Raw genomic sequence first — 21,626 nt, 5'->3', positions numbered from 1 at the left:
AGTCGGAGGGTTCAACAAAAAAAATGCCTTACTCCTCTTGAAGAGAAGTAAGACACGATTGATCACATGACAGACGTTTTCGGTTCACGCAAGAGATGCTTAATTTCGCCGAATGTCACAAACGTTTTATTTTTGGCATCATACAGCTTGTAGCGAAGCGACTTCAGACTTGAGAACAATCCGATCGTCGTCGCTTTTTGAAGCGGTGGTGTCGCCGTATGGGCTTTTTCTAAGTTGTAGTTCGGTACACGCGGACTTAAGTGGTGAACATGGTGGAAACCGATGTTCCCTGTCACCCACTGCAAGACTTTCGGCAATTCATAATACGAGCTACCTTCGATTGCGGCCTTGACGTAATCCCATTCACTCTCATCCTCGAAATACGAGTCTTCGAATGTATGCTGGACGTAGAATAACCAAATTCCGAGTACGCCTGCCGTGAACATCGTCGTTCCTTGAATGATCAGGAATGCCTGCCATCCGATGAAGTAAATCATGATGCCGTATAAGACGATCAATGAGGCATTGATGACATGCGTATTGATGCGTTCTTTTTTCCGGGCGTCTTTCCGATTGAAGCGGCTGACGACAAGAATCAACAGGAGTGGTCCAAGACCAAACATGACGAGCGGATTCCGGTAAAGACGGTACTTCAGACGTGTCCATTTTGAGGCTTCGACATATTCTTCAATCGTCATGACCCAGATATCACCGACACCGCGTTTGTCCAAGTTGCCGCTTGATGCATGGTGGATCGAGTGCTCACGTTTCCACTTCTCATACGGGAACAAGGTTAGGATGCCTGTGATCGTTCCGACGATCGCATTGGCTTTTTTGTTTTTAAAGAATGACCCGTGTGTACAGTCATGGAAGATGATGAACATCCGGACGACGAAACCGGCTGCGACGATCGCAAGCGGAACAGCGAGCCAAACGGAAATCTGCAAGGCTTGATACGCCAGGAACCAGGCGACGAGAAACGGCAAGATCGTATTGATCATCTGCCGGACGCTGGATTTGACGTCTGCCTTCTCAAAAGGCGAAACGTGTTTGCGGAGCTGGGCGATTTTTTCTTTACTCATGTGTTGCTTCCTCCTCGAATTCGTACAGCGTTCACGACGCTACTATGAAATGAACTTGATATAAAACCTGTAAACGGCGTCCGTGACGGTGAATTCGTAACATCCACATGAAGATCGACCCGACCGATATAGTTAAACGCTTGAATATTTTTAATACCAGGTAATTATAGCACATAAAAAATCGGATTGAATATTAAATTCTGATATCATTCGAATTATTTAAGGTCAGACGGACATAAAATATCCGTTTTCAGATAAAAGAATTTTAAGGGAAATAGTTACAAATAAAATCAATTTACATATAATAAAGGAAAGCTATCATTTTTAAAGGAGCGATTGATTTATGAAAAAAACTTGGTTAATTCCTCTTCTGTCCGCAACTCTGATTTTACCGACGACTCTGTCTGTTGATGCTGCAACAAAACCGACTGTTATCACGAAGTACGCGAAAGACAAAAAGTCACTAAAATATCCGTATGTCACGAAAGGACCGTCGACGAATGTCCGAAAAACCATCAACACTGACTTAACGGATTTCTCTAAGTTCGCTTATCAAAACTATTTAGATATCGAAGCAATGGAAAAAAGAGACAAGAAAAGTTCATTTTGTAAAGAGTATCCGTCCATGTGTAATTATACGTACAGCACATCATACAAAGTGTCTGGAAATAACGCTTCTTACTTAACATTCATTTTGTCGGACTATGAATATACAGGCGGTGCGCACGGGCTCGGCTATAAGTACGGTGTCAACTACTCGTTGAAAACAGGTAAAGAAGTACGAATCACAAGCATCTTGAAAACATCGACACAATTAAAAAAAGTCGAGAAGTACATCTATAACAAATTAAAAAACAATGACGATTACTTCGTCGATACAATAAGTGACGTCGACGTCACTAAAAAATCGGAATACTTAATGATGAAAGACGGGATCAAGGTCATTTTCCAATCCTATGAGATTGCTCCCTATTCGACAGGTCAGCCGGAAATCTTTGTTCCGAAAAGTGTTTACAACTAATCAAAACATCCACGCAGCAATTGCCGTGGATGTTTTTTTGTCAGTTCAATTTTTTCAACGGTTTCACCGCCGGTCCTTCCAGGACCTTTCCCTCGTAATCAAACCGCGAGCCGTGACACGGACAATCCCACGACCGTTCCCCGTTGTTCCATTTGACGTCGCACCCCATATGCGTACAGGTCGTCTTGACGAGATGCAACTCCCCTGCCGAATCACGGTAACCTCCGACCGTCTTCCCGGCATGACGGACGAGCCCCCCTTCATCGATAGCAAGATCGTCCGCTGATTGACTGGCGCGGGTCACTTTCCCCTTCAACAGTTCAATCGCGACATCAGCATTGTTCTTCGCGAATTGTATCGCATCCTGCTTATGCAGCTTCGATCGGTTCGGGTCAAATAACCCGCGGAAGCGGTTTGGCGTTCCGGTCAATAAATCGGACAAGAGCAGTCCTGCCGCAATCCCGTTCGTCATTCCCCACTTGGCAAATCCGGTTGCGACCAGGATGTTCGGATCATCACTCGTCATCTGTCCGATGTACGGTACTTTGTCGAGTGAAATCAAATCCTGGGCTGACCAGAATTGATCGATTTGCGGAACATCAAATTCACTTTCCGCAAAATGAGCCAATGCTTGATAGTTGGCTTTCGTATCCGTCTGATGTCCCGACAGATGGTTCTCCCCGCCGAACAGCCCAAGCCGCTTCCCGTCCGCCGTCTGCACATGACGGAGCGACCGGCTCGGCTTGTCCGCGCTCATGAACATGCCGTCCGGGAACTCTTTCGGAATAAGTCCCGATACGATATAAGAACGATGTACCTCGAGTTTCGAGAAGTACAGCCCTTTGAAATCATTAAACGGAAAGTGTGTCGCGACGATGACTTTCTTCGCCTCGATCTGATGACCGGATTCAAGCAGCACAGCCGGCGTCCGTTTCGATTCAACGGACGTCGCCCGTGTCTGTTCATACAGCTTCCCGCCTTGCTCAGTGAAATAACGGGCGAGACCAAGTAAGTATTTGACGGGGTGGAACTGGGCCTGATTACGAATAACAAGGGCCTGTTCGACCGGATACGGCAACTTGGCTTTGACCTCTTCCGTCGCATCTCCTCCATTGATACCAAGCCGACTGTAGGCATCCGCTTCCTTGGCCAGTTGCTTGTGTTTTGGTCCGGTTGACGCGACATACAGATAGGCATCCTGTTCCTCAAGCTCACACTCGATCGCAAGACGCGTCGTCTGATCACGGAGGAAACGAATCGCTTCTTCATTCGCTTCATGATAGAGTTTCGCTTTCTCTTCACCGAATGTCTGAATCAGTTCGTCATAAATCAAACCGTGCTGCGAGGAGACTTTCGCTGTCGTATAACCGGTCGTCCCGCTCGCAATCCGGTCTGCTTCAATCAACGTCACGTCATACCCCCGTTCAATCAGTTGAACGGCTGTGACGAGTCCGGCGATGCCGGCCCCGATGACGACGACATCACTCGTCAGGTTATCGTCTAACTTTGGATAAGTTGAAGGTTCAATCGAAGTCCGCCAGTACGATGTTGGAAATTCATCCAGTTGCTTCATTTTGTCCGCCTCCGTAAATGTCAGTTTTTACTCTCCTTAGCTAACATTTACAGTTACCCTTGTTCTGCTTAAAACATTCATTATAAATATAATTTTAAACGATAGAATAAGATTTATATTTTTGTACAAATGATTAATCATTTGATGTTTAAATACAAAATGAGCTTCATAAAAACTACTATCCTAATACCTATGTCTTTTGTATCGTCTTCTTAGTGTTATAATTTACTAAGTATTAACATAAAATTCTATAGGAGGTATTACAATGGAACATGACTTTTCACATGACTTTGATTCTTCCACACACTACGATCAAAACAACCAGCATCATGCTGCTAATGATTTCCTACAAACGCACGTAGAAGGACTGACGAATCAGGATACGCTTCAATTCAACGATATTATCAATCATTCCAATCCGCTCTCTGTCGCACATGAGTACAAGCTTCCCTCACTCGACTTGAGTCAACATTATGTAAAACCACACTGGGTCAACGGTTATTTCACGAGTGAAGGAACATACGTAAAAGGATATTTTCGTGACGGAGACGGTGATACATCTCGTTTTGATGGAGATGGCTATTGGAGCAGATAACAGTAAAAAGCATTCTATGACAAGAGTTGATCTTGCCGTAGAATGCTTTTTTTTACGTAAAGAGTGAAATAATAAATAGAAGTGTACTTACTGCGCCACCGGCTTTGACAGCAGTCGGATATGCCTCGTAAATGCTTCGACTGTAAAACTTCAATTGATAGAATGGTGCTTCTGGAATAGTCGTCTTATAAGGCGAAGGACTAACAAATTCTCCACTCTCCAATAAAACATAATCCATGTAATCATCGATCTCTTCTAAAATGAGTGACGCCTCTTCTTTGAAACGATGCATCTCAGTCGAGTAATCAATAAACATATCTTCATTTGTTTTTTTGAAAATGGTCAGCAAAGATTTCCGCGCAGTTTTGACTTCTTTCTTTAAGCTGATGGCTAATCGATTTTTATCCTTTAATTCTTTAGACCATCTTTGGTTAAGCATCAGAATGTTTTTCTTTTCTAATTGAAGTTCTTGCAGGACAATGAGTGATTGCTTCCATCTCGTTTCCGCCACATCTCTTTGTTCATAAACAGAAGGTGTGAAACCTACCTGCACTAATTCTTCGAGATATGCAGGTAATTTCGAAAGGGTATACGTATCCAGTTCCATGATTTGTTTTTCAGTCGCTAAATACTGTTCCACTGCCGCATCCCGAACTTTTTGAGGAGAATGATCGATGGTAGAAGTAACATGCAGTTCATCCGTTCGATCAATGGAAAGAATGGTGTATGCTTGCTTGATTGCCTGACCGTTCAACAGATTTTGAATCCATTGGTTTACACGGTCTACTTCTTTTTCCATCTTACTGAGTTGTTTCTTAATCACTTTTGTATGAAGAGCAGTTTGAGCCACTTGTCTTTCGAAGTGGATCTTTTGTTGAATTGATGAAATAAATACGTCATTCAGCATATACGAACCATCTGCTTGATGGAAATTAACCAATGTTGTCTCGAGCATATCCAACTTATTGATACGTTCCTGACAGATTTGTTCTAAACCTGTATCTACTTTCACCGTCGAAAGTTCTTTTTTCAAACGTTCGAATCCTGAACGGACCTCTTGATAGGTAGCATCGATTGCCTTCAGTTCAATTTGATCTTTCCATACATACAACGTTTCATGTGACACGCGTTCGAAGAAAGAATCGTAACTTCCCTTAAACGCGGCTACCTCACTCGAAAGCATTCGGAAACGAGCCGTGAACAGACTAGGATTAGTATTTAATGAAATAATCTTTTGCTCTACTTCTCTTTCGATTTGCATAGCGGTATATGGCGTTAACGCAACTTCCAGCTTTTGTTCCGTCTGAGGAAGGGTTGATTTTTCTGTCCATCGCTCCAATTGTCGAATGAATGTTTCATGTTTTTGAGCATCAGAACGCATATCATGTGCAGATATGATTGCTCCTTCGACAGCCTGACAGTCTCTTATCGTTTCCTCGAAAACTTCCTCTGCTTCTTCCCACTCTTCCTCGTCAATGGCATCCGATTTCGTAGCTGCACAAAACATCGGCTTATTTCCGAAGCGCTTTAACTCATTCAATTGTGACTCGGTTAACGGCTCACCAAAAGCAGAACACCAGAGTACAATACTCATATCTAAATAAGGCAGTTGATAGGCCGTTTCTCCGTTCGCACCTGGTGTATCAATTAAGGAGAAATTTTTTAATGCTGGATGCGGCGATGTGATGAGCATCCAATCAAACTGAATGGCAGCGTCCAGTATCGTTTTTTCAAAATGGGCAGGATCAATCCGGTGCACCTTTTGCTTTTGCGCACTATCAAAACCAATGATTTGCATCGTCTCACCGTAGACATAATAGACAGGAGCTTTCGTTGCCTCGAGAATACTGACACCGCCTAATTTCACATCTAGCAAGGCTTCAATCAATGAGGTCTTCCCTGAACTAAATTCACCAACGATTCCGATGGCCGGATGTCTTTTAGCATGATCCATTGCTTGTTGCAAAAGAAAACTAGCGAATGTTTCTTTAGTTTTCCAAGTTTCGAAGAATTGCTTTGTTTGGTTATTCATGATTATACTCCAGCTTTTTTGAATTCATATGATTGATCGAAATTTTGATTTGTTCAAGTTTTTCTAATGTTTGTTTTTCATTTTGTTGCAGTTGAAGACTCAGTTCATGTGTTTCTTTTTTCCCGAGTTCAATTGTTCCGTCTAACTTTTTGCGCGCCATGGCATAATGATTGGCCAAGTAAGTTTGAATATTCGTTTCGATTCCATCCATTGTCCCATCAATGTATGTACTGACACTTCCGCTCAATTCTAATAAAAATCGATCAACAGATGAAGATACTTGTCCGCTTAGTAATTCTTTTGCTTCCTTTAGCGCGCTGTCTTCCATCTTTTTACGTAAAATCGGATAAACCGCCAGTCCTACGAGTGGAACAATCATTCCTGTACCTACTGAAACTAATACGGTTGCCGCCCCTCCTGTCAAAACACCTGCCATGATAGTCGGATCTATCTTAGCCGGACGATTGGTTTTAAAGAATGATTGGTTTGAGTAGGTCGATTGTGCGTCAATTGCTTTCCACATGATACTCTCTTCGTTCTCTGTCACCTTGATTAATTCCAGTACGATATGATCTCTGACTTTTTCAATTAAGATGTTCACTTTAGGAAGATAACGTTCTAACCAGTACTTTCGTTCGCGGGCTAAATAACGATTAATTTCTTTTTCCACTCTTTCGGCGAATTGATTCGATGGTCCGGCATACTGATCGATGGTATGTGTCACTTCAGAACGCCACTCTTCCTGATGAAACGCAATTGATTTATCTGCCATGACTTTAATCTCACGGATTTGCTCTGCGACGTATTCATTTACTTGAACTAATACTTCTTTCATCTGCTGTTCATTAAAAGACAGCCACGTTTGAAGATCGAGTACTTCATTTGACTTGAGTTGCGTCAGTTGAAGACATTCTTCCTTTTCCAATACAAACGTTTGATCAATTCGTTCCAATAATGAGCGGTATCTGTTTTGGCGTAAAGTTTTACTTCCTTTTGCCTGAAAGTCAGAAATAACAGTTTCAATAGTATGTAGATAATGTTGATTCCCATTAAAAAGTACTTCATAAGCATCATAAGGAATGATGACCGGAGATTCGAGTCCTTTAATAGTCTTCAGCTTAGTTCTCAAATCCTCAATCATTTCTTCCAACTCATCTTCATCATCCATTTCTTCTGCAAAGTTCATGACAAAGACGATGTTGCTTAATCCTTCTTCTAACAACGTATCTTCTAAAAAAGAAAGTTCTGTTCCGCTGATCGGTTGATCCGCTTTCAGTAGAAAGAAAACAATATCAGCTTTCGGGATGAATCGATACGAAACGTCACTGCGCGTTTTGTTCAAATCATTTAAACCCGGTGTATCCACCATATAATAGGGTGCAGCAAACGGAACATCGGGATGCTGTACCGTAATCATTTCAATGTTTTCAACAGGATGATCGCCGATGAATGAATGAAGCTCGTCCAGCTCGATTGCTTTTGATGTCGCGTCTTTATAGTGGACTTCAAGCTTCCGTTCTCCTTTTCCGATGATATTGATTGTTGCCGTCGTTGGAAGGATTCCCATTGGCAGAATCTTTTCTCCCATCAGACTGTTAACGAATGTCGTTTTGCCGTGATTGAACTCTCCAACGACCACTATAAACGCTTCTTCGCGAGCAATTTCTTTCATTAAATCGTTCATCTGATGATTGGTTTGATGATACATGATTGTCACTCCTTTAGTTTTTTACTTGGTTTCTTAATTGTTCGAGCGTATTTAAATCACTTTCAATGCTAAAACGTTTTTGATGAACGTCCTGATTTTTTCTACTTAGCATAGATTGCGCATGTTTATAGCGTTCGTTAGTATCATTTTCCAGACTCTTTTGAGCATCCTCCATATTTTTAATGTAACGATCGACCAGTAAATGAATCTCTTTCGTCACTTCTTTTAACAGTTTCTTGTTGTGCCCTGTCAGCTGCTTGTCGATCGCATTGATGACAGCAACTTGATTAAATGTACCTTCTTTCTTAGAGTCATCTTCCATTTCATCGACGAGATACAAAGCACCGACTGCTAGCAACGGGGCTAATAAAAAACCACCAAGTAGCCCGAGTCCAAGAACACCGGCTGCTACGACGCCTGTTGCACCGGCTGCCAGTCCGACAACACCTTTGTCAGGACCCGTTGATCGATTTTTCAGTTTGGATTCATCCAACCCTTCTAAATCGAATGGAATACTTTTGATTGAAACTTCTTGAGGTGCAACTTGATTCGACATCTCTAAGTATTTTTTTTGAACATGTTGCATATGTTTTTTTAGATGGCGGGTCAGCCAATTTTTCATTAACAACTCGGTCTCACTGATACTTGATTGAATCGTTTGTTTCATTTCTTCGATTGTTGTAAACTTCTTGTTCGTCATATCCGAGAGGACAAGTGCATGATTCTTCTTAAGCTCATTCTCAAATTCGATTAGTAGTAAGTCTTCTTGCTGTTCCATTCTTTCACGGTATTGTTTTGACTTGTTTTTCAACTGTGCTTGTTTTGCTTTCACTTCTATTTTTCGCTGTTTTTGCTCACTTTTTAACTCATCCGCACTTTTGCTTAACAGACTATTCTCAAGTTTCATGATTTCTTCTAAAATATTGATGGATTCTAGAAACTCGATTTTCACTTTTTCAATCTTTCCTTTCCCTTTATTATTGACGAGGAAATATTCCAGACTCTTTCGGAAATCCGTAAAATAACTTTCTTTCTCCAACTTTTGATGTTGCTCTATTAAGATGTGACGTACATCTTCTACTGTATGATGTTCTTGAACTTGCGATTTGACTGCTTTATAAGGAATCCGCTCTTTTAGTTCAATCGGCTCCATATTGGTTGAACTTGTCTCAAGTGCGGCTAAACGCTGTGCTTGAAAAGCTTTTTTCGCTGAAATAAAGAAAATATTTTCTTTTGGAATACCTAGTGGGATCAAACGCTTGTACGTTTCTTGTTTGACCTGTTCTTCCTCAATCGAAGTTTTAAACTTATCGATCCGGTTGACGACTACAAAAATATCTTGAATGTGTTTGTTTACTAAATGCCCTTCAAAGAACTCAACTTCCGAGTGACTCATCAGTTTATCTGCTTTGAACAATATGATTGCTGCATCCGCACTGGCGATGAATTCTTTTGTAATCTGCGAACGGACTCCTTTTGCATCATTCAATCCTGGAGTATCAATGATTTGTACCTGTTGATTCAACAAGGGATTGTTCAATTCGATTTCGATTCGTGATTTTTTTAACTCCTCGATTTCTTTTGCCGTGCTTCCTTGTTGGGACTTCATGAATGTATCTTTTACTTTACTGGCTGTTTTTTGAAAAATACCTTCAGAAGCTGTTTCCTCTAATAACTTTGTATTGATTTTAAAATGTTCATTGAACTCATCTAAATTATCTGTTTCCAGTTTTAGTTCATTATTTAAATAAAGCTTAGCTTTCGTCTTCACTCCTTTTTTCACGTAAGTCACGAGTGCTGTCGATTCTTTTAGTGAGGTTGGTAATGCTTCTTGCTCCATCAAAGCGTTCATGAATGTCGATTTCCCTACTGAAACTTCCCCGACCGTTGCTACCAAAAAGTCTTTTTCATCGAGCCAATTCATGACGAGTGTCACCTGACGCTCAATGTCTCTTTTCCCATAGGTTTCTGCGAGTGTCGCAACTTGTTGCGCGAGAGTATGTAGACGCTTCACTTCCAAATTGTATTCTTGCAAACTGTTCATAATGTTCCTCCTTTTGATTGCATACTGCATCTCGATACAAACAAACGGACCTTTTTCTTTTTTAAGAAAAGATCCGTCACCCATATAATTATTTCAGCAATCTGTTCAAATACTATTTTTACTGATTATTTTTTGTAAATGCATTGGGGAATTGCTCTAATAATGCACTGGAAACATCAGACGACTTTAATCGTTTGTATGTCAATGTCTCGATGACATCATCACCAAAATTATCTGTCGTCGTCTTCAGATTCACCTGGATTTTATTGTCTGAAATCCATGTAATGACCACTTTTTCATTTTTCTGCAATGGATTTCTTTCGCTATCAGGGACATGCTCTAACTTTGTATCTAATACGCGGACTTCCTCACGATCGAGCTCATATTTGGTTGAAATCGAGTTTGATTCGTCATCTTCCGTAAAGGCCATTTCCCAGATTTCCTGGTAATTATCAGGTTCTATGATTAAGTATTGATAAAAAGGGATTTTTGTCTTTTTCTCACTCATCCAGTATCCTGACAGTTGTTCCATGAACCGAACACGCATTTTGAGTTTTTCTTTTTCATCCCGCTTCCGTTCTTCTAATAATGCGGCTACTTCTGTCGTTGCGTCTGAGTCAGTTACTGTACTGTCTTCCGTGTCGACGATGGTCTCTTCTGTGCTCGCTACCTCGTCAGAGTAAACTTCTTTAATTTGAGCGATGTCTTTAATATCGGATTTTGAATAAGTATTGTCCTGATACGAGACTTTTTCAAAATCCATGACACGAAGACTTTTTAAATCAGCTGCCTGCTCATTTCCCTTCACAACTAATTTACTATTGATTGTAATGCCATTATTATTTAATGCTAAAAATAAGGAATTATTTGAACTCCAAATTCCGATTAAGTGATTTTTGATAAAGTCTTCAGATAATTGAACGTCTTGATCTAAAAATAATTTCATCGCTGTCTTATTTTTAGTCGTGTATGCAATCTCAGTCGGAGATTCTTTTTTACCGTTTTCTTTTGACAGATCGGCTTTTTTCTCAATCAAAAATAGTAATAATTGATTGTCTTTTTCCTTTAGTGCATAGGTCGTTACTGTTTCTTCATCCGCATATATCGCATTGATTGCAACATGCTTATTGATTAGGTACTTAATTCGTTCGACATCGTTGCTAGCCATTGCTGCTTCCATTGCATGGGCACCGTAATTGTAACCAAGTGTGTTACCTGCCATTTTTTTGATTAACAATGAATCTAGAGCAGAAGGTACTGCTGTACTCGTTTTAAACAAGCTGTATCCATTGATACCGATAAATACTATCCCTACGATTAAAAAGACGATTAGTATCCGTTTTAAGCTTTTCATCATTTTGGCTGTTCTTTCTTTCATGTAAATCATTCACTCCATCCAGTTACATATAATTTCTAAAATTAAATCAAAAAAGAATATTTTTTCCACACATAATTCATAATAGGTATTTTAATCCATAATATCAATAAAATATTATATTTTTTGAAATTTAAGTATATCTTTTATGATTATGATTAAAAAATAATCAAAAGCCCTATAATTTAAGATTTTTTTACAAGTAACCCTATAAAAAATATTCATCCTCTTCTAGTTTAGAAACAATCATTTACTATTTTAATAAAAAAACAAAGAAATAATAAAGTTATTTTTATAGAATTAACATATATTGTTAGGAGGATGAATATGTTAAATACTACATTAAAAAAAGATGCTATACGCGAACTAAAGAAAGAAATTGAACTTCATAAGCAAGCTGGCGATGCCACGACTACACTAGCTGTTAAATTGCACGAATCTAGAAATAATTCAGTTGTTGTGATTGATAGCATTGAACAATATGTAAATGGTCTGGCAAACACACCAAAAGAATTTGATAAAGAGTTAGCTGAGATCAAAGTTAACTTATCTAGTTTTAAGATACTGAGCGAAATTGAATATGACGAACAGACGATGATTAAGATTGCCGGTGGTGGGACAGCTGCTGGTGTAGCAACGGGTGTAGCGACAGCCGCCTTTGCTCCTACTGCCGTCATGGCGATTGCAACTACATTCGGTACAGCTTCAACCGGAGCGGCTATTTCTGGATTAACAGGTGCCGCAGCAACAAATGCCGCCCTTGCTTGGATTGGTGGTGGAGCTCTAGCAGCTGGTGGTGGCGGAATGGCTGGTGGTGGTGCCCTCTTGGCTTTAGCTGGTCCAATTGGATGGGGTATTGGAGCTGCCACACTTTTGACAGGTGGTATCTTTGCAAGCATCAAAAATAAAGAAGCAGCAGTCCGAGCTAACGCAGAACGAATAAAAATTAATGTTGAGAAAAAGAAGTTAGAGGCAATTGGACATGAAATTACTCAGTTAGATAACCTAACGAAGCGAACTGCAAACGAGTTATACATGATGTTCCATCAATTTGTACGTGATGCTCGAAATGTTACGTCATATAATTCTTTTGACCTGGAACAGAAGAATAAGCTGATTGCAATCATCAACAATTCACAAAGCTTATCTAAACTGTTCATGAGAGAAATAGGCTAAGTCGTGGAACAAGTATTCAAAGACCAATTTATTGCAGCTGGAGTCGATGGATTTAATAGTATTAAGCAAAACCAAATTAACTCTCAAATCGAAAATATTGTAAAAGATCAATTAAGAGCACAGACGCAACAAGACCTTAACTTTGAAAATGCATTGATTCATCTATCGAAAATGCGTCATTTTTTATCTTCCCCTCAAAACATATTAGGGACGATTCGCACAAAACATGGAGAAGTTGCTGAACATTTGGAAGTGAATGTACGAAACGCCAAAAGTACTTTACTTGGATTAAAAAATAATGCGACGTTTGATGGAGTAGGGCGTACGGCCCCTGAAGACTTTTTATTAAATGGTGTTAAGATTCAATCAAAATTCATTAATGGTACTAACAATACGTTAAGCCATGTCTTCAAGCATGTTCAAACTTACCGCGACTCTTCTATTGATTATATGATTCCAAAAGATCAATACGCTGTAATTGAACAAATTCGAGGTGGTGCTATTCCAGAATCACTATCTGCTAAATCTGCTCAAACCATTCTTAATAAAGTAAATGAGTTAGAGTCAGTCACAGGCCGTCCTTTTTCTGAACTTTGTCATCCTTCCATCTCTAACTATGATGAAGTACAACTTGGAAAAGTATTTGAAACCGTGACTAATCACCATGATGATTTGATCGATCAAAATCATGAAATCAAACAAGAAATAGATCGCCAGGCAAAGAACGATACAAAATCGGCTAACGCGTTGCGTGGTCCGTCGCTCAATGAAGGTGTTAAAGTTGCAGGGAGTGCGGCTGCAGTAACCGCCTCTATCTCTTTATTAAAAGGCATGTACACCAAAATCAAGAGTGGAAAAAAGCTTTCTGACTTTGATGCCAGTGACTGGAAAGAACTTGGATTAGATGCAGGAAAAAGTGGGGCAAAGGCAGGAATAACTGCTGGATCTATTTATACATTAACCAACGTAACATCTCTTTCCGCACCCTTTGCAGGTGCTGTGACAAGTGCCGCATTCGGTATGGGTGCTCTCTTCAAAAGTTATAACGCTGGTGATATCGCTGCAGACGAAGTTGTAACTGAAGGACAATTGATTTGCTTTGAAGCAGGAGTAACAGCAGTAGGAGCAGCTCTTGGTCAAGCGCTGATTCCAGTTCCTGTTCTCGGAGCTATCATCGGTACAATAGCAACAGATTTCATTTGGCAATTTGCAAAAGGAAAATTAGGAGAAAAAGAAAAAGCACTCAAAAAGATTTTAGATGACTATTCCGCTTCTTTATTACATCAAATCGATCAAGCCTATCACCAACTGATCGCACGTATTGAAGCCACATTTTCAAGATACAACTCTTTACTAGATGCAGCATTTGATCTCGAGGCTAATTCTGCTTCACTTGCTGCCGCTTCAATAGAGTTAGCTAAATCACTAAACGTTTCCGAAACAAAAATTCTCCACAACCATGCAGAACTGGATCAATTCTTCTTATCCTGATTAAATTACTTTCTTTTTTAGAGTTAAAGACTCTATAAAACAGATACGAAAGACTACGAATACAGCCTGCATTCGAAAGGCTATTACACGATGGATCGGGACTTCTCGACAGTCAGTCTCTTGACGAAACAACAGGGTACAACGTATCTTGTATGTCGCCAAGCTCCGGAGCGAAGTCTGTCGATATTAAAATCATCGTCAAAAAATGATTTTCCATTACCGTACGCTAGGAACACTATGTTCCAGCGGCGGTTTTTTGTTTCGTTTTAACTCTTATTCTTTTACGAAGATTTTCTTTCGACGAATCATTTTCATATCTTAATCTATGTGACATGAAGTCTAATCTAGATCTCTTCAATAAGACTAGAAGTCTACTACTTAAAAAAAATAAAAGTTTTCCCGAACACCCTCTCGGATAAGTAGAGTTATCCTGAAACAAGTGACGGAAACAGGCGGTTTTTCAAGTGATTTTTCGTGTTCAGTCGAAGAAATGACGGCAGTTGGCAATTGGAAAGTTTAGAAAACCGTTGGCATGATTCAAAAAAGACGATTTGAAAACAGAGGATAACTCTACTTATACTGAAACTACCGCGGAATACATAGATATGCATATCTCAGATTGGATCACTTATTCATGAATGAAGCGTTAAAACAATGGATGCCCCTCGTCAATTCTCTTCTCACCCGTCTCTCGATTCATCCGAACGAACAGGACGAATGCCGCCAAGCTGCTTTGCTTCGTCTTTGGAAATCGATTGAAGAAGGTAAAGTCATGACCGTCACCTTCGCCCGGATTCGCGCGAAAGGCGCGATGCTCGATTACTTAGCAACCCGCAACCGGACACTGGCCGGTGAAATCGCTGTCGAGACGTTACCCGAACTCCCACGTCAGCAGCAAGTCTCGTTCACCTACTTACTCGATCAACTGAAAAAGGAACTATCCCGGAAGGAATTCACGATCCTACAAGCCCTGCTCCACGGAAACGAGGAGACACTCGGCTACTCGCCAGCCCGGCTCCGTTCGCTCAAATCAGAACTCAAACGGAAGGTTCAGGAGATTCTCCTATGATGACGTTTTACTTGGAACGGTTACTGGCAATCATCGAACAGTCACCGAGTTACAGTCCACTGACGAAAAAAGCTTATCGCGCCGACGTCCGTCATTTCTGTACCCATGCGGAAACGATCGACATCCCTTCCCTCCACCGTTATATGAACCAGTTAAAACAAACCTATGCCCCGACGACCGTCGCCCGACGGATCTATGCCTTGGCGACACTCTTCGATACCCTCGTCACTGAACGGTCACTCGCTAAAAATCCTTTATCTCAGATCAAAAAACCGTCCCGTCCACTTCCGAAACACCGGACCACTTTCAGCTACACCGATGCCCGCCGTGTCATCGAGACACTTCAAGACGAAACGACCTATGCCTTCTACTTCCTGCTATTACATACCGGTCTGCGGTTCAACGAAGCCCGACAATTATGCCGGACTGATCTCGATCTGACCGAACGCCAACTGTTTGTCCGTCACGGCAAAGGACAGAAAACACGCTACGTCCCGCTCCATGATGAGCTGCTGACGGTCCTAACACGATATCTCGACGTTCAACCGAACGATGGGCTCTTGTTTCAAAGCGACACCGGGCGTTTGCTTGATCCGAATCAAATCCGGACGCAACTCCGGCTCGCCAGTCAACAAATCCTCAAGCGGACACTGCGACCACACGACTTACGCGTAACATTCGCAACGACACTGTATCGGGAGCACCACGCCGATTTACTGACTGTCATGCGTCTGCTGGGTCATAGTGATGCGAAGACTACGCAACAGTATGTCCTGCCGTCGTCAGAAGTCGCCCGCTCCTCGATCAATCGACTTACGCCGACAACGCATCTATGACTTGCTGAAGTTTCGTTTCCTGACTGAGGATGTAACCTTCCGTCGTTCGGGAGCTACTGTGACCAAGTAATCGTTGAATCTCAAGTAGCCTGCAATCTCCCGTCTGATAGAGATATGTGGCAAAGGAAACACGTAAGTCATGCGGATGCAACGGTCGTCCACGGGTAGCGAGTGACTGTTTGCGTAACGTATCACGAGCTTGCTGTTCATTAATAGCTTGACCACGGACAGAACGAAATACGAGTCCTGTCGTCCGTCCGCCTAAAAATGCTTGTAGCTTGTGAGCCAGTCTCTCACCAAGCGGAATTGTTCGCAGGCGTCGTCCTTTTCCATGTCGCACGAGTAAAGTGAACGTTGTAAATTGAATATCTTCAATCGACAATAAACGGGCCTCCATGAAGCGGAGGCCCGTTTGACTGATGAGTTCAAAGAAGAGACGATACGTTGAATGATTAATTTGTCGAATTGTTTGTATCGATTCTTCAAGTGGATAGTGTTCACGTTGTTGGATGTGCTGGTGAACAATCGGACGGACCTGTTTCATCGGATTTACTTTGAGACGTTTCGCTCGGACCAGTTCATTTCCGAGTACCATCAACGCATGATATCGTCGCATCGTCGTTGTTGGTTTATACTGTTGAATCAACTGATCAAAATACATTTGAAGGGACTTCACAGACCACTCAACACAATACTTCTTCATCTGGCGGAGATCACTACGATAAGCTTTGATGGTCTGCTTACTGTAGATGTTATGTTTAAGAAGGTAATGTTCCAAATAGCAATAGTGAGTCATGAGAAGTCCTCCTTCAACTGTTGTAGTAAAAGAATTCCCGCATTAGTCTCTTTTAATCATTGATTATAGAAAATGTTTAAAATCTATTTTTTCGAATTATACTTGCTTTGATAGCCAAAACTATAACATTCTGAATCATGTATTTAAATTTTAAGTTTTTTAATAACATTTCTTTATAGTCTTTCTTCCGTATAACCTTTGCCAAAGAAGTGTTTCAATGAATTTAAGTTTATACAATTTAGTAGCCCTTAGGATTTTTAAAATGCCAACTCCAAGCGTCTTTAATAATTCTTTCTAGCCCTGAATTTTTAGGAATCCAATTTAAATACTGCTTTGCTTTTTCAGAACTAGCTACTAATTTTGCTGGATCTCCGTCTCTTCGGGAAAGATATTTTACTGGAATAGATCTTCCAGTGATTTTTTGAACAGCGTTGATCACTTCAAGTACAGAATAGCCTTTGTTAGTTCCTAAATTAAATGCATCGCTTTTGTTAGTTAGCTCATTTAGGTAGAAGATGGATTTTATATGTGCTTCAGCTAAATCTTGAACATGAATATAATCTCTAATGCATGTCCCATCATGTGTGTCATAATCGTTTCCGAAAACTGAAATGTATTCCTTATTATCATTTGCGACATTTAGTACCAACGGAATAAGGTGTGATTCCGGCTCATGATCTTCACCGATTAATCCATTTTCTAAAGCCCCAGCTGCATTAAAATATCTGAGTGTTACATATTTTATACCATACGCTTTTTCACACCAGTACAATAATTTCTCAACTGCTAATTTTGTTTCTCCATAAGGACTGCTAGGAACCTGAGCAGCTTCTTCTTTAATTGGCATGATTAGCTGTTCTCCATAAATAGCTGCAGATGATGAAAAAACTATATTTTTAATTTTATTTTTCGCCATACATTCTAAAAGAATCTGAGTACCATATAAATTATCAGAGTAATACTTTAGTGGATTATTGTTAGATTCACCAACCAAAGAACTTGCTGCAAAGTGAATAACGTGACTTATTTTATTCTCAGAGAAAATTCTATTCAATAAGCTTGAGTCTTTTATATCACCTTCATAAAATTTTACATAAGGATGTAAAGCTTCTTTATGACCAGTTATTAAATTATCAACTACAATAACCTTCATTCCACTTTCAATAGCCCTATATGTAGTGTGTGACCCAATATATCCGGCTCCACCTGTAATTAATATTTCTTCCATTAGACTCTCCTCGTTCATTCAAAAGTTTAACTTATTAATAAATTAGTCTCTACTATACAAATCACGCGTATACACCTTATCTTCAACATCGCTCAACTCAGAATGCATCCGATTCGAAAGAATGACATCTGATTCTTGCTTAAACGCTTCAAGATCACGAATGACACGTGAATTGTAGAATGTATCTTCCGTCAACACAGGTTCGAAGACTGTCACTTCGATTCCTTTTGCCTTGATTCGTTTCATAATGCCTTGAATCGAAGAAGCACGGAAGTTATCCGAGTCCGTTTTCATCGTCAGACGATACACACCAACGACTTTCGGATTCTGCTTAATGATTGTATCCGCAATATAATCTTTCCGTGTTCGGTTCGCTTCAACGATTGCCCCAATAATGTTATTCGGCACTTCATCGTAGTTCGCAAGCAGCTGCTTTGTGTCTTTCGGTAAGCAGTAACCGCCGTATCCAAACGATGGATTGTTGTAATGATTGCCAATCCGGCTATCAAGCCCTACACCTTCGATGATTTGTTTTGTATCGAGATTACGCACTTCCGCATACGTATCAAGTTCATTAAAGAACGCGACACGCATTGCAAGATAGGTATTAGAGAACAACTTGATCGCTTCCGCTTCTGAAGAATCTGTCAAAAGAATTGGAACATCTTTTTTGATAGCTCCTTCAAGTAAAAGGTCAGCAAATTGCTGAGCACGCTCAGACTGCTCACCAACGACGATTCGTGAAGGATACAGATTATCATACAATGCTTGTCCTTCACGCAAAAATTCAGGGGAAAAAATAATGTTCGATGTACCAAACTTCATTTTTAATTCTTTTGTATAACCAACTGGTACCGTCGATTTAATAATCATCGTCGCATATGGATTGATGGAAAGAATCGTAGCGATAACACTCTCAACCGTCCCAGTGTTGAAGTAGTTGCGTATTGGATCGTAATCCGTTGGCGTTGCGATGACGACAAATTCCGCTTCTTTATAAGCCTCATAATTATCGGTTGTTGCATACAGATTCAAATCCTTATTTTGTAAGAAATTTTCAATTTCCTCATCGACGATCGGCGATTTTCGATTATTGACAAGCTCGACACGTTCTTTAATGATATCGATTGAAGTGACTTCATTATGCTGTGCAAGTAAAACAGCCATAGACAAACCCACATAGCCTGTTCCTACAATAGCTATTTTCATTAAAAATCCCTCAATTCTAGTATTAAGATTTAAATTAAGTGTATTATCATATTAGTTATAGATTCGACTAATATTAAAAATACGCCTTTTAACCTTGGATAAGTAAAACTTTAGTTCACTTAAATAAAAATTTTTAAATCTCTTGAGGATTAAGGGATTAATTTGTGGCATTTCTAAGTTGAAATCGCTCTTTTCATCTATTTTTGAATTATATTTTCGGGAAAGGAGTTGTTTATGAGTGCCACTTCCATCTAGTCCAATATTTTCAATAAGTGTTTTTACAGGATAAATAGTCATTTTATTTTGTCTATATTGTGTATAGCACCATCTGATTGCCCATGAATCAATTTTATTATTCATTTGCATTTTGAGCATACCAGCTAAATCCATTCCACCTCTATTAAATCTTTGAACACTTTTCTTATCTTCAATAAAATTGTCGTAATCTTTTATTTGCCAATCTGCACTGTTCCATCGGTCTTTCCATGTACCCCATCCCCAGCTAGATGAACGATACGATAAATAAATATCGTTTCTATAATTTTCAGGAATTTTTATTGGTGGAGAATATCCACTGATTGACCAAATACTATTATTTTTCTCATAATAATTTAAAGACTCGTTCATAAATTTTAAAAAGAAATTAGAAGTTATTAAATCATCTTCCAAAATAATAACTTTCTCTGAAGGATGTTCACGTATTATTTTGCTTACTCCTTTAATAATTGAATTAGCCAATCCGTAATTCTTTTCACTTTCCAATATAGTTAGACTTTTGAAATTGTTTGATTCTCTCAAATAATCTAAATATTCTCTGACACTTTTCACATTTGAATTGGAAGTAGCATCTTTACCATTATCTGAAAATATATATACATCTGTTTCTTCACTATATAAATTGCATGAAAGTGCTGATATTGTTTGCTTTGTGTGTTCTAATCTGTCATAAACAAAAATTGCTACTGGAGAATAAATTGTCAAACATCTCATTCCTTTCAAATCAAACTTACATTGAAATATTTTGGATCAAAAATTTATTTTTTCCTCTTTTAGTCAAATCAATCTCGTTAACATAATTAAAGTTAGTTTCTATACCACTTAATTCTATAAAGTTATCTCTTATTTCTTTTTCATCTATTTCAGTGTAATTTATTGACTTTACAATATTAAAAGCTACTTTACCTTTTTCATTTTGAACTATTTGCCATTTTATTATGTTATCAAAAGCTTTATAATGTCTTCCAAATATAAGAGCAGTTAATCTTATTTCTTGATCGTCTTCCGAATATATTATATCCTGTGTTCTACCATATATAGTCTCTAAAACAACAATTCCATTCTCTCTTCTCGAGAATACTGCAAGATCACCAGTTTGATACCTTATAAAAGGCATAGCAGTATTATTAAAACCTGTAACTACAATTTCTCCAACTTCTCCGCTTTTGACGTGTTCTCCATCACTATTTAGAACTTCAGTATATCCATAAAAAGGAGAACAATATATTTCCATTTGATCATTAATAGTGTAACCAAAAACACTAGACTCAGCATGACCATATTGACTATAAACATTGCAATTAAATGCATTTTTTATAAGCACTACCTGATAATCATAAAAAGATTCAGAGGTTAATTGAATACCTTTTAAAGACGATTTTATATCAATATCATTTTGTAAAATGTATCTAGCAATTTTTTCAATAAACGAAGGATACCCTCTAATAATTTTAACATTTGATTCCGAAATATATTTTATGTACTCTCCAATTGTATCATCGTTAAGATAATGAGATGACAAAGCTACTTTTCCGTATGGTATACTACTTTTATTTTTTTCAGTCCAAAATATACCTTGATCTAAAGTTTCTTTCTCAATAAAAGTTCCATCTAAAGCTATAATAAGATCTCCGTTTTCATACCCCATTAATTTATATAAAAATTCTTGGTGTTCCTTATCGTACCCTCCCATTGTATAAAAACTTAAAGGTTCACCTGTACTGCCTCCAGTTGTCATCTTACCTACATACTTTTTTTTCGAATTAACTGTTAAAATACTCTTAGTATTTCCTCTAATTATTTCTTTATTTAAAAGAGGAATTTTATTAACTAAATCATATACATTATCGACACTTATTTTTTTCATATCTATTTTTTTATTTTTCAAAACGTTTCTATAATACGTAGAATTTCTATATGAAAACTTAATTAATTTGAGAAGCATTTTTTTGTTAATCTCTTCTATATTATTTTCTTCAACATTAAAATGGTGAAGTTTATTCAAATTTTTTCTTATTGTTTTTTTTTCGAATAATCTATTTAAAATATATTTAATATAGTATAGATCAAAAACCCTAGGCAATATTTTCAAAAATATATTTTTCATATTTATAC

At 39.0% G+C, this 21,626-nt stretch carries 17 protein-coding genes; 6 read left to right on the top strand and 11 right to left on the bottom strand.

What is annotated here, in order from left to right; all coding sequences use genetic code 11:
* Positions 1–62 precede the first annotated feature (62 nt).
* Positions 63–1,082: a Delta(5) desaturase DesA gene (gene desA / locus MUN34_RS00965; RefSeq protein WP_247856641.1), complete on the bottom strand. Its 1,020-nt coding sequence runs from the start codon at positions 1,080–1,082 to the stop codon at positions 63–65.
* Positions 1,083–1,425: 343 nt separating this feature from the next.
* Here desA and MUN34_RS00960 point away from each other — a divergent pair, with 343 nt between their 5' ends.
* Positions 1,426–2,103, top strand: a complete 678-nt coding sequence (locus MUN34_RS00960) for a DUF3298 and DUF4163 domain-containing protein (RefSeq protein ID WP_247856640.1) — start codon at positions 1,426–1,428, stop codon at positions 2,101–2,103.
* 40 nt (positions 2,104–2,143) lie between these two features.
* Here MUN34_RS00960 and MUN34_RS00955 read toward each other — a convergent pair whose 3' ends face one another.
* Complete coding sequence (locus MUN34_RS00955; RefSeq protein WP_247856639.1) at positions 2,144–3,676, bottom strand: FAD-dependent oxidoreductase; 1,533 nt, start codon at positions 3,674–3,676, stop codon at positions 2,144–2,146.
* A 265-nt stretch (positions 3,677–3,941) separates the two neighbouring features.
* Here MUN34_RS00955 and MUN34_RS00950 point away from each other — a divergent pair, with 265 nt between their 5' ends.
* A complete protein-coding gene (locus MUN34_RS00950) occupies positions 3,942–4,271 on the top strand; it encodes a hypothetical protein (RefSeq protein ID WP_247856638.1) in 330 nt (109 codons plus the stop codon).
* A gap of 52 nt (positions 4,272–4,323) precedes the next feature.
* On the opposite strand, the gene MUN34_RS00945 is transcribed toward MUN34_RS00950, so the two are convergent.
* From MUN34_RS00945 to MUN34_RS00930, 4 genes are all read right to left on the bottom strand, one after another.
* Complete coding sequence (locus MUN34_RS00945) at positions 4,324–6,303, bottom strand: dynamin family protein (protein WP_247856637.1); 1,980 nt, start codon at positions 6,301–6,303, stop codon at positions 4,324–4,326.
* On the bottom strand, positions 6,296–8,011 hold the full coding sequence (locus MUN34_RS00940) for a dynamin family protein (protein WP_247856636.1): 1,716 nt from the start codon (positions 8,009–8,011) through the stop codon (positions 6,296–6,298). The genes MUN34_RS00945 and MUN34_RS00940 overlap by 8 nt, the downstream gene beginning before the upstream one ends.
* Before the next feature lie 13 nt (positions 8,012–8,024).
* On the bottom strand, positions 8,025–10,055 hold the full coding sequence (locus tag MUN34_RS00935; protein WP_247856635.1) for a dynamin family protein: 2,031 nt from the start codon (positions 10,053–10,055) through the stop codon (positions 8,025–8,027).
* A 118-nt stretch (positions 10,056–10,173) separates the two neighbouring features.
* Positions 10,174–11,433 carry an ankyrin repeat domain-containing protein gene (locus MUN34_RS00930; protein WP_247856634.1) on the bottom strand — a complete coding sequence of 420 codons (1,260 nt, stop codon included), beginning with the start codon at positions 11,431–11,433 and terminating at the stop codon, positions 10,174–10,176.
* 324 nt (positions 11,434–11,757) lie between these two features.
* Here MUN34_RS00930 and MUN34_RS00925 point away from each other — a divergent pair, with 324 nt between their 5' ends.
* From MUN34_RS00925 to MUN34_RS00910, 4 genes are all read left to right on the top strand, one after another.
* Complete coding sequence (locus tag MUN34_RS00925; RefSeq protein WP_247856633.1) at positions 11,758–12,606, top strand: hypothetical protein; 849 nt, start codon at positions 11,758–11,760, stop codon at positions 12,604–12,606.
* Positions 12,607–12,609: 3 nt separating this feature from the next.
* The gene (locus MUN34_RS00920) at positions 12,610–14,097 is read left to right on the top strand and encodes a hypothetical protein (protein ID WP_247856632.1); all 1,488 of its coding nucleotides are present in this window, start codon (positions 12,610–12,612) and stop codon (positions 14,095–14,097) included.
* A gap of 634 nt (positions 14,098–14,731) precedes the next feature.
* Positions 14,732–15,166, top strand: a complete 435-nt coding sequence (locus MUN34_RS00915) for a sigma factor (RefSeq protein ID WP_247856631.1) — start codon at positions 14,732–14,734, stop codon at positions 15,164–15,166.
* On the top strand, positions 15,163–16,002 hold the full coding sequence (locus tag MUN34_RS00910) for a tyrosine-type recombinase/integrase (RefSeq protein WP_247856630.1): 840 nt from the start codon (positions 15,163–15,165) through the stop codon (positions 16,000–16,002). The genes MUN34_RS00915 and MUN34_RS00910 overlap by 4 nt, the downstream gene beginning before the upstream one ends.
* Here MUN34_RS00910 and MUN34_RS00905 read toward each other — a convergent pair.
* The 5 genes from MUN34_RS00905 to MUN34_RS00885 form a co-directional block, all read right to left on the bottom strand.
* The gene (locus tag MUN34_RS00905; RefSeq protein WP_247856629.1) at positions 15,980–16,798 is read right to left on the bottom strand and encodes a tyrosine-type recombinase/integrase; all 819 of its coding nucleotides are present in this window, start codon (positions 16,796–16,798) and stop codon (positions 15,980–15,982) included. The genes MUN34_RS00910 and MUN34_RS00905 overlap by 23 nt on opposite strands.
* A gap of 238 nt (positions 16,799–17,036) precedes the next feature.
* Positions 17,037–18,026 carry a UDP-glucose 4-epimerase GalE gene (gene galE, locus MUN34_RS00900; RefSeq protein ID WP_247856628.1) on the bottom strand — a complete coding sequence of 330 codons (990 nt, stop codon included), beginning with the start codon at positions 18,024–18,026 and terminating at the stop codon, positions 17,037–17,039.
* Between the two features lie 42 nt (positions 18,027–18,068).
* Positions 18,069–19,235, bottom strand: coding sequence for a nucleotide sugar dehydrogenase (locus MUN34_RS00895; RefSeq protein ID WP_247856627.1), 1,167 nt, complete (start codon positions 19,233–19,235; stop codon positions 18,069–18,071).
* Positions 19,236–19,286: 51 nt separating this feature from the next.
* Positions 19,287–20,216, bottom strand: coding sequence for a glycosyltransferase family protein (locus tag MUN34_RS00890; RefSeq protein ID WP_247856626.1), 930 nt, complete (start codon positions 20,214–20,216; stop codon positions 19,287–19,289).
* 25 nt (positions 20,217–20,241) lie between these two features.
* A complete protein-coding gene (locus MUN34_RS00885) occupies positions 20,242–21,618 on the bottom strand; it encodes a phenylacetate--CoA ligase family protein (RefSeq protein WP_247856625.1) in 1,377 nt (458 codons plus the stop codon).
* Positions 21,619–21,626 lie beyond the last annotated feature (8 nt).

It is taken from the genome of Exiguobacterium sp. 17-1, from assembly GCF_023096305.1.
GTDB classification, from domain to species: Bacteria; Bacillota; Bacilli; order Exiguobacteriales; family Exiguobacteriaceae; genus Exiguobacterium_A; species Exiguobacterium_A sibiricum_A.
Note: the sequence above shows the minus strand (reverse complement) of the source record. Positions and strands in the feature narration are given on the sequence as shown.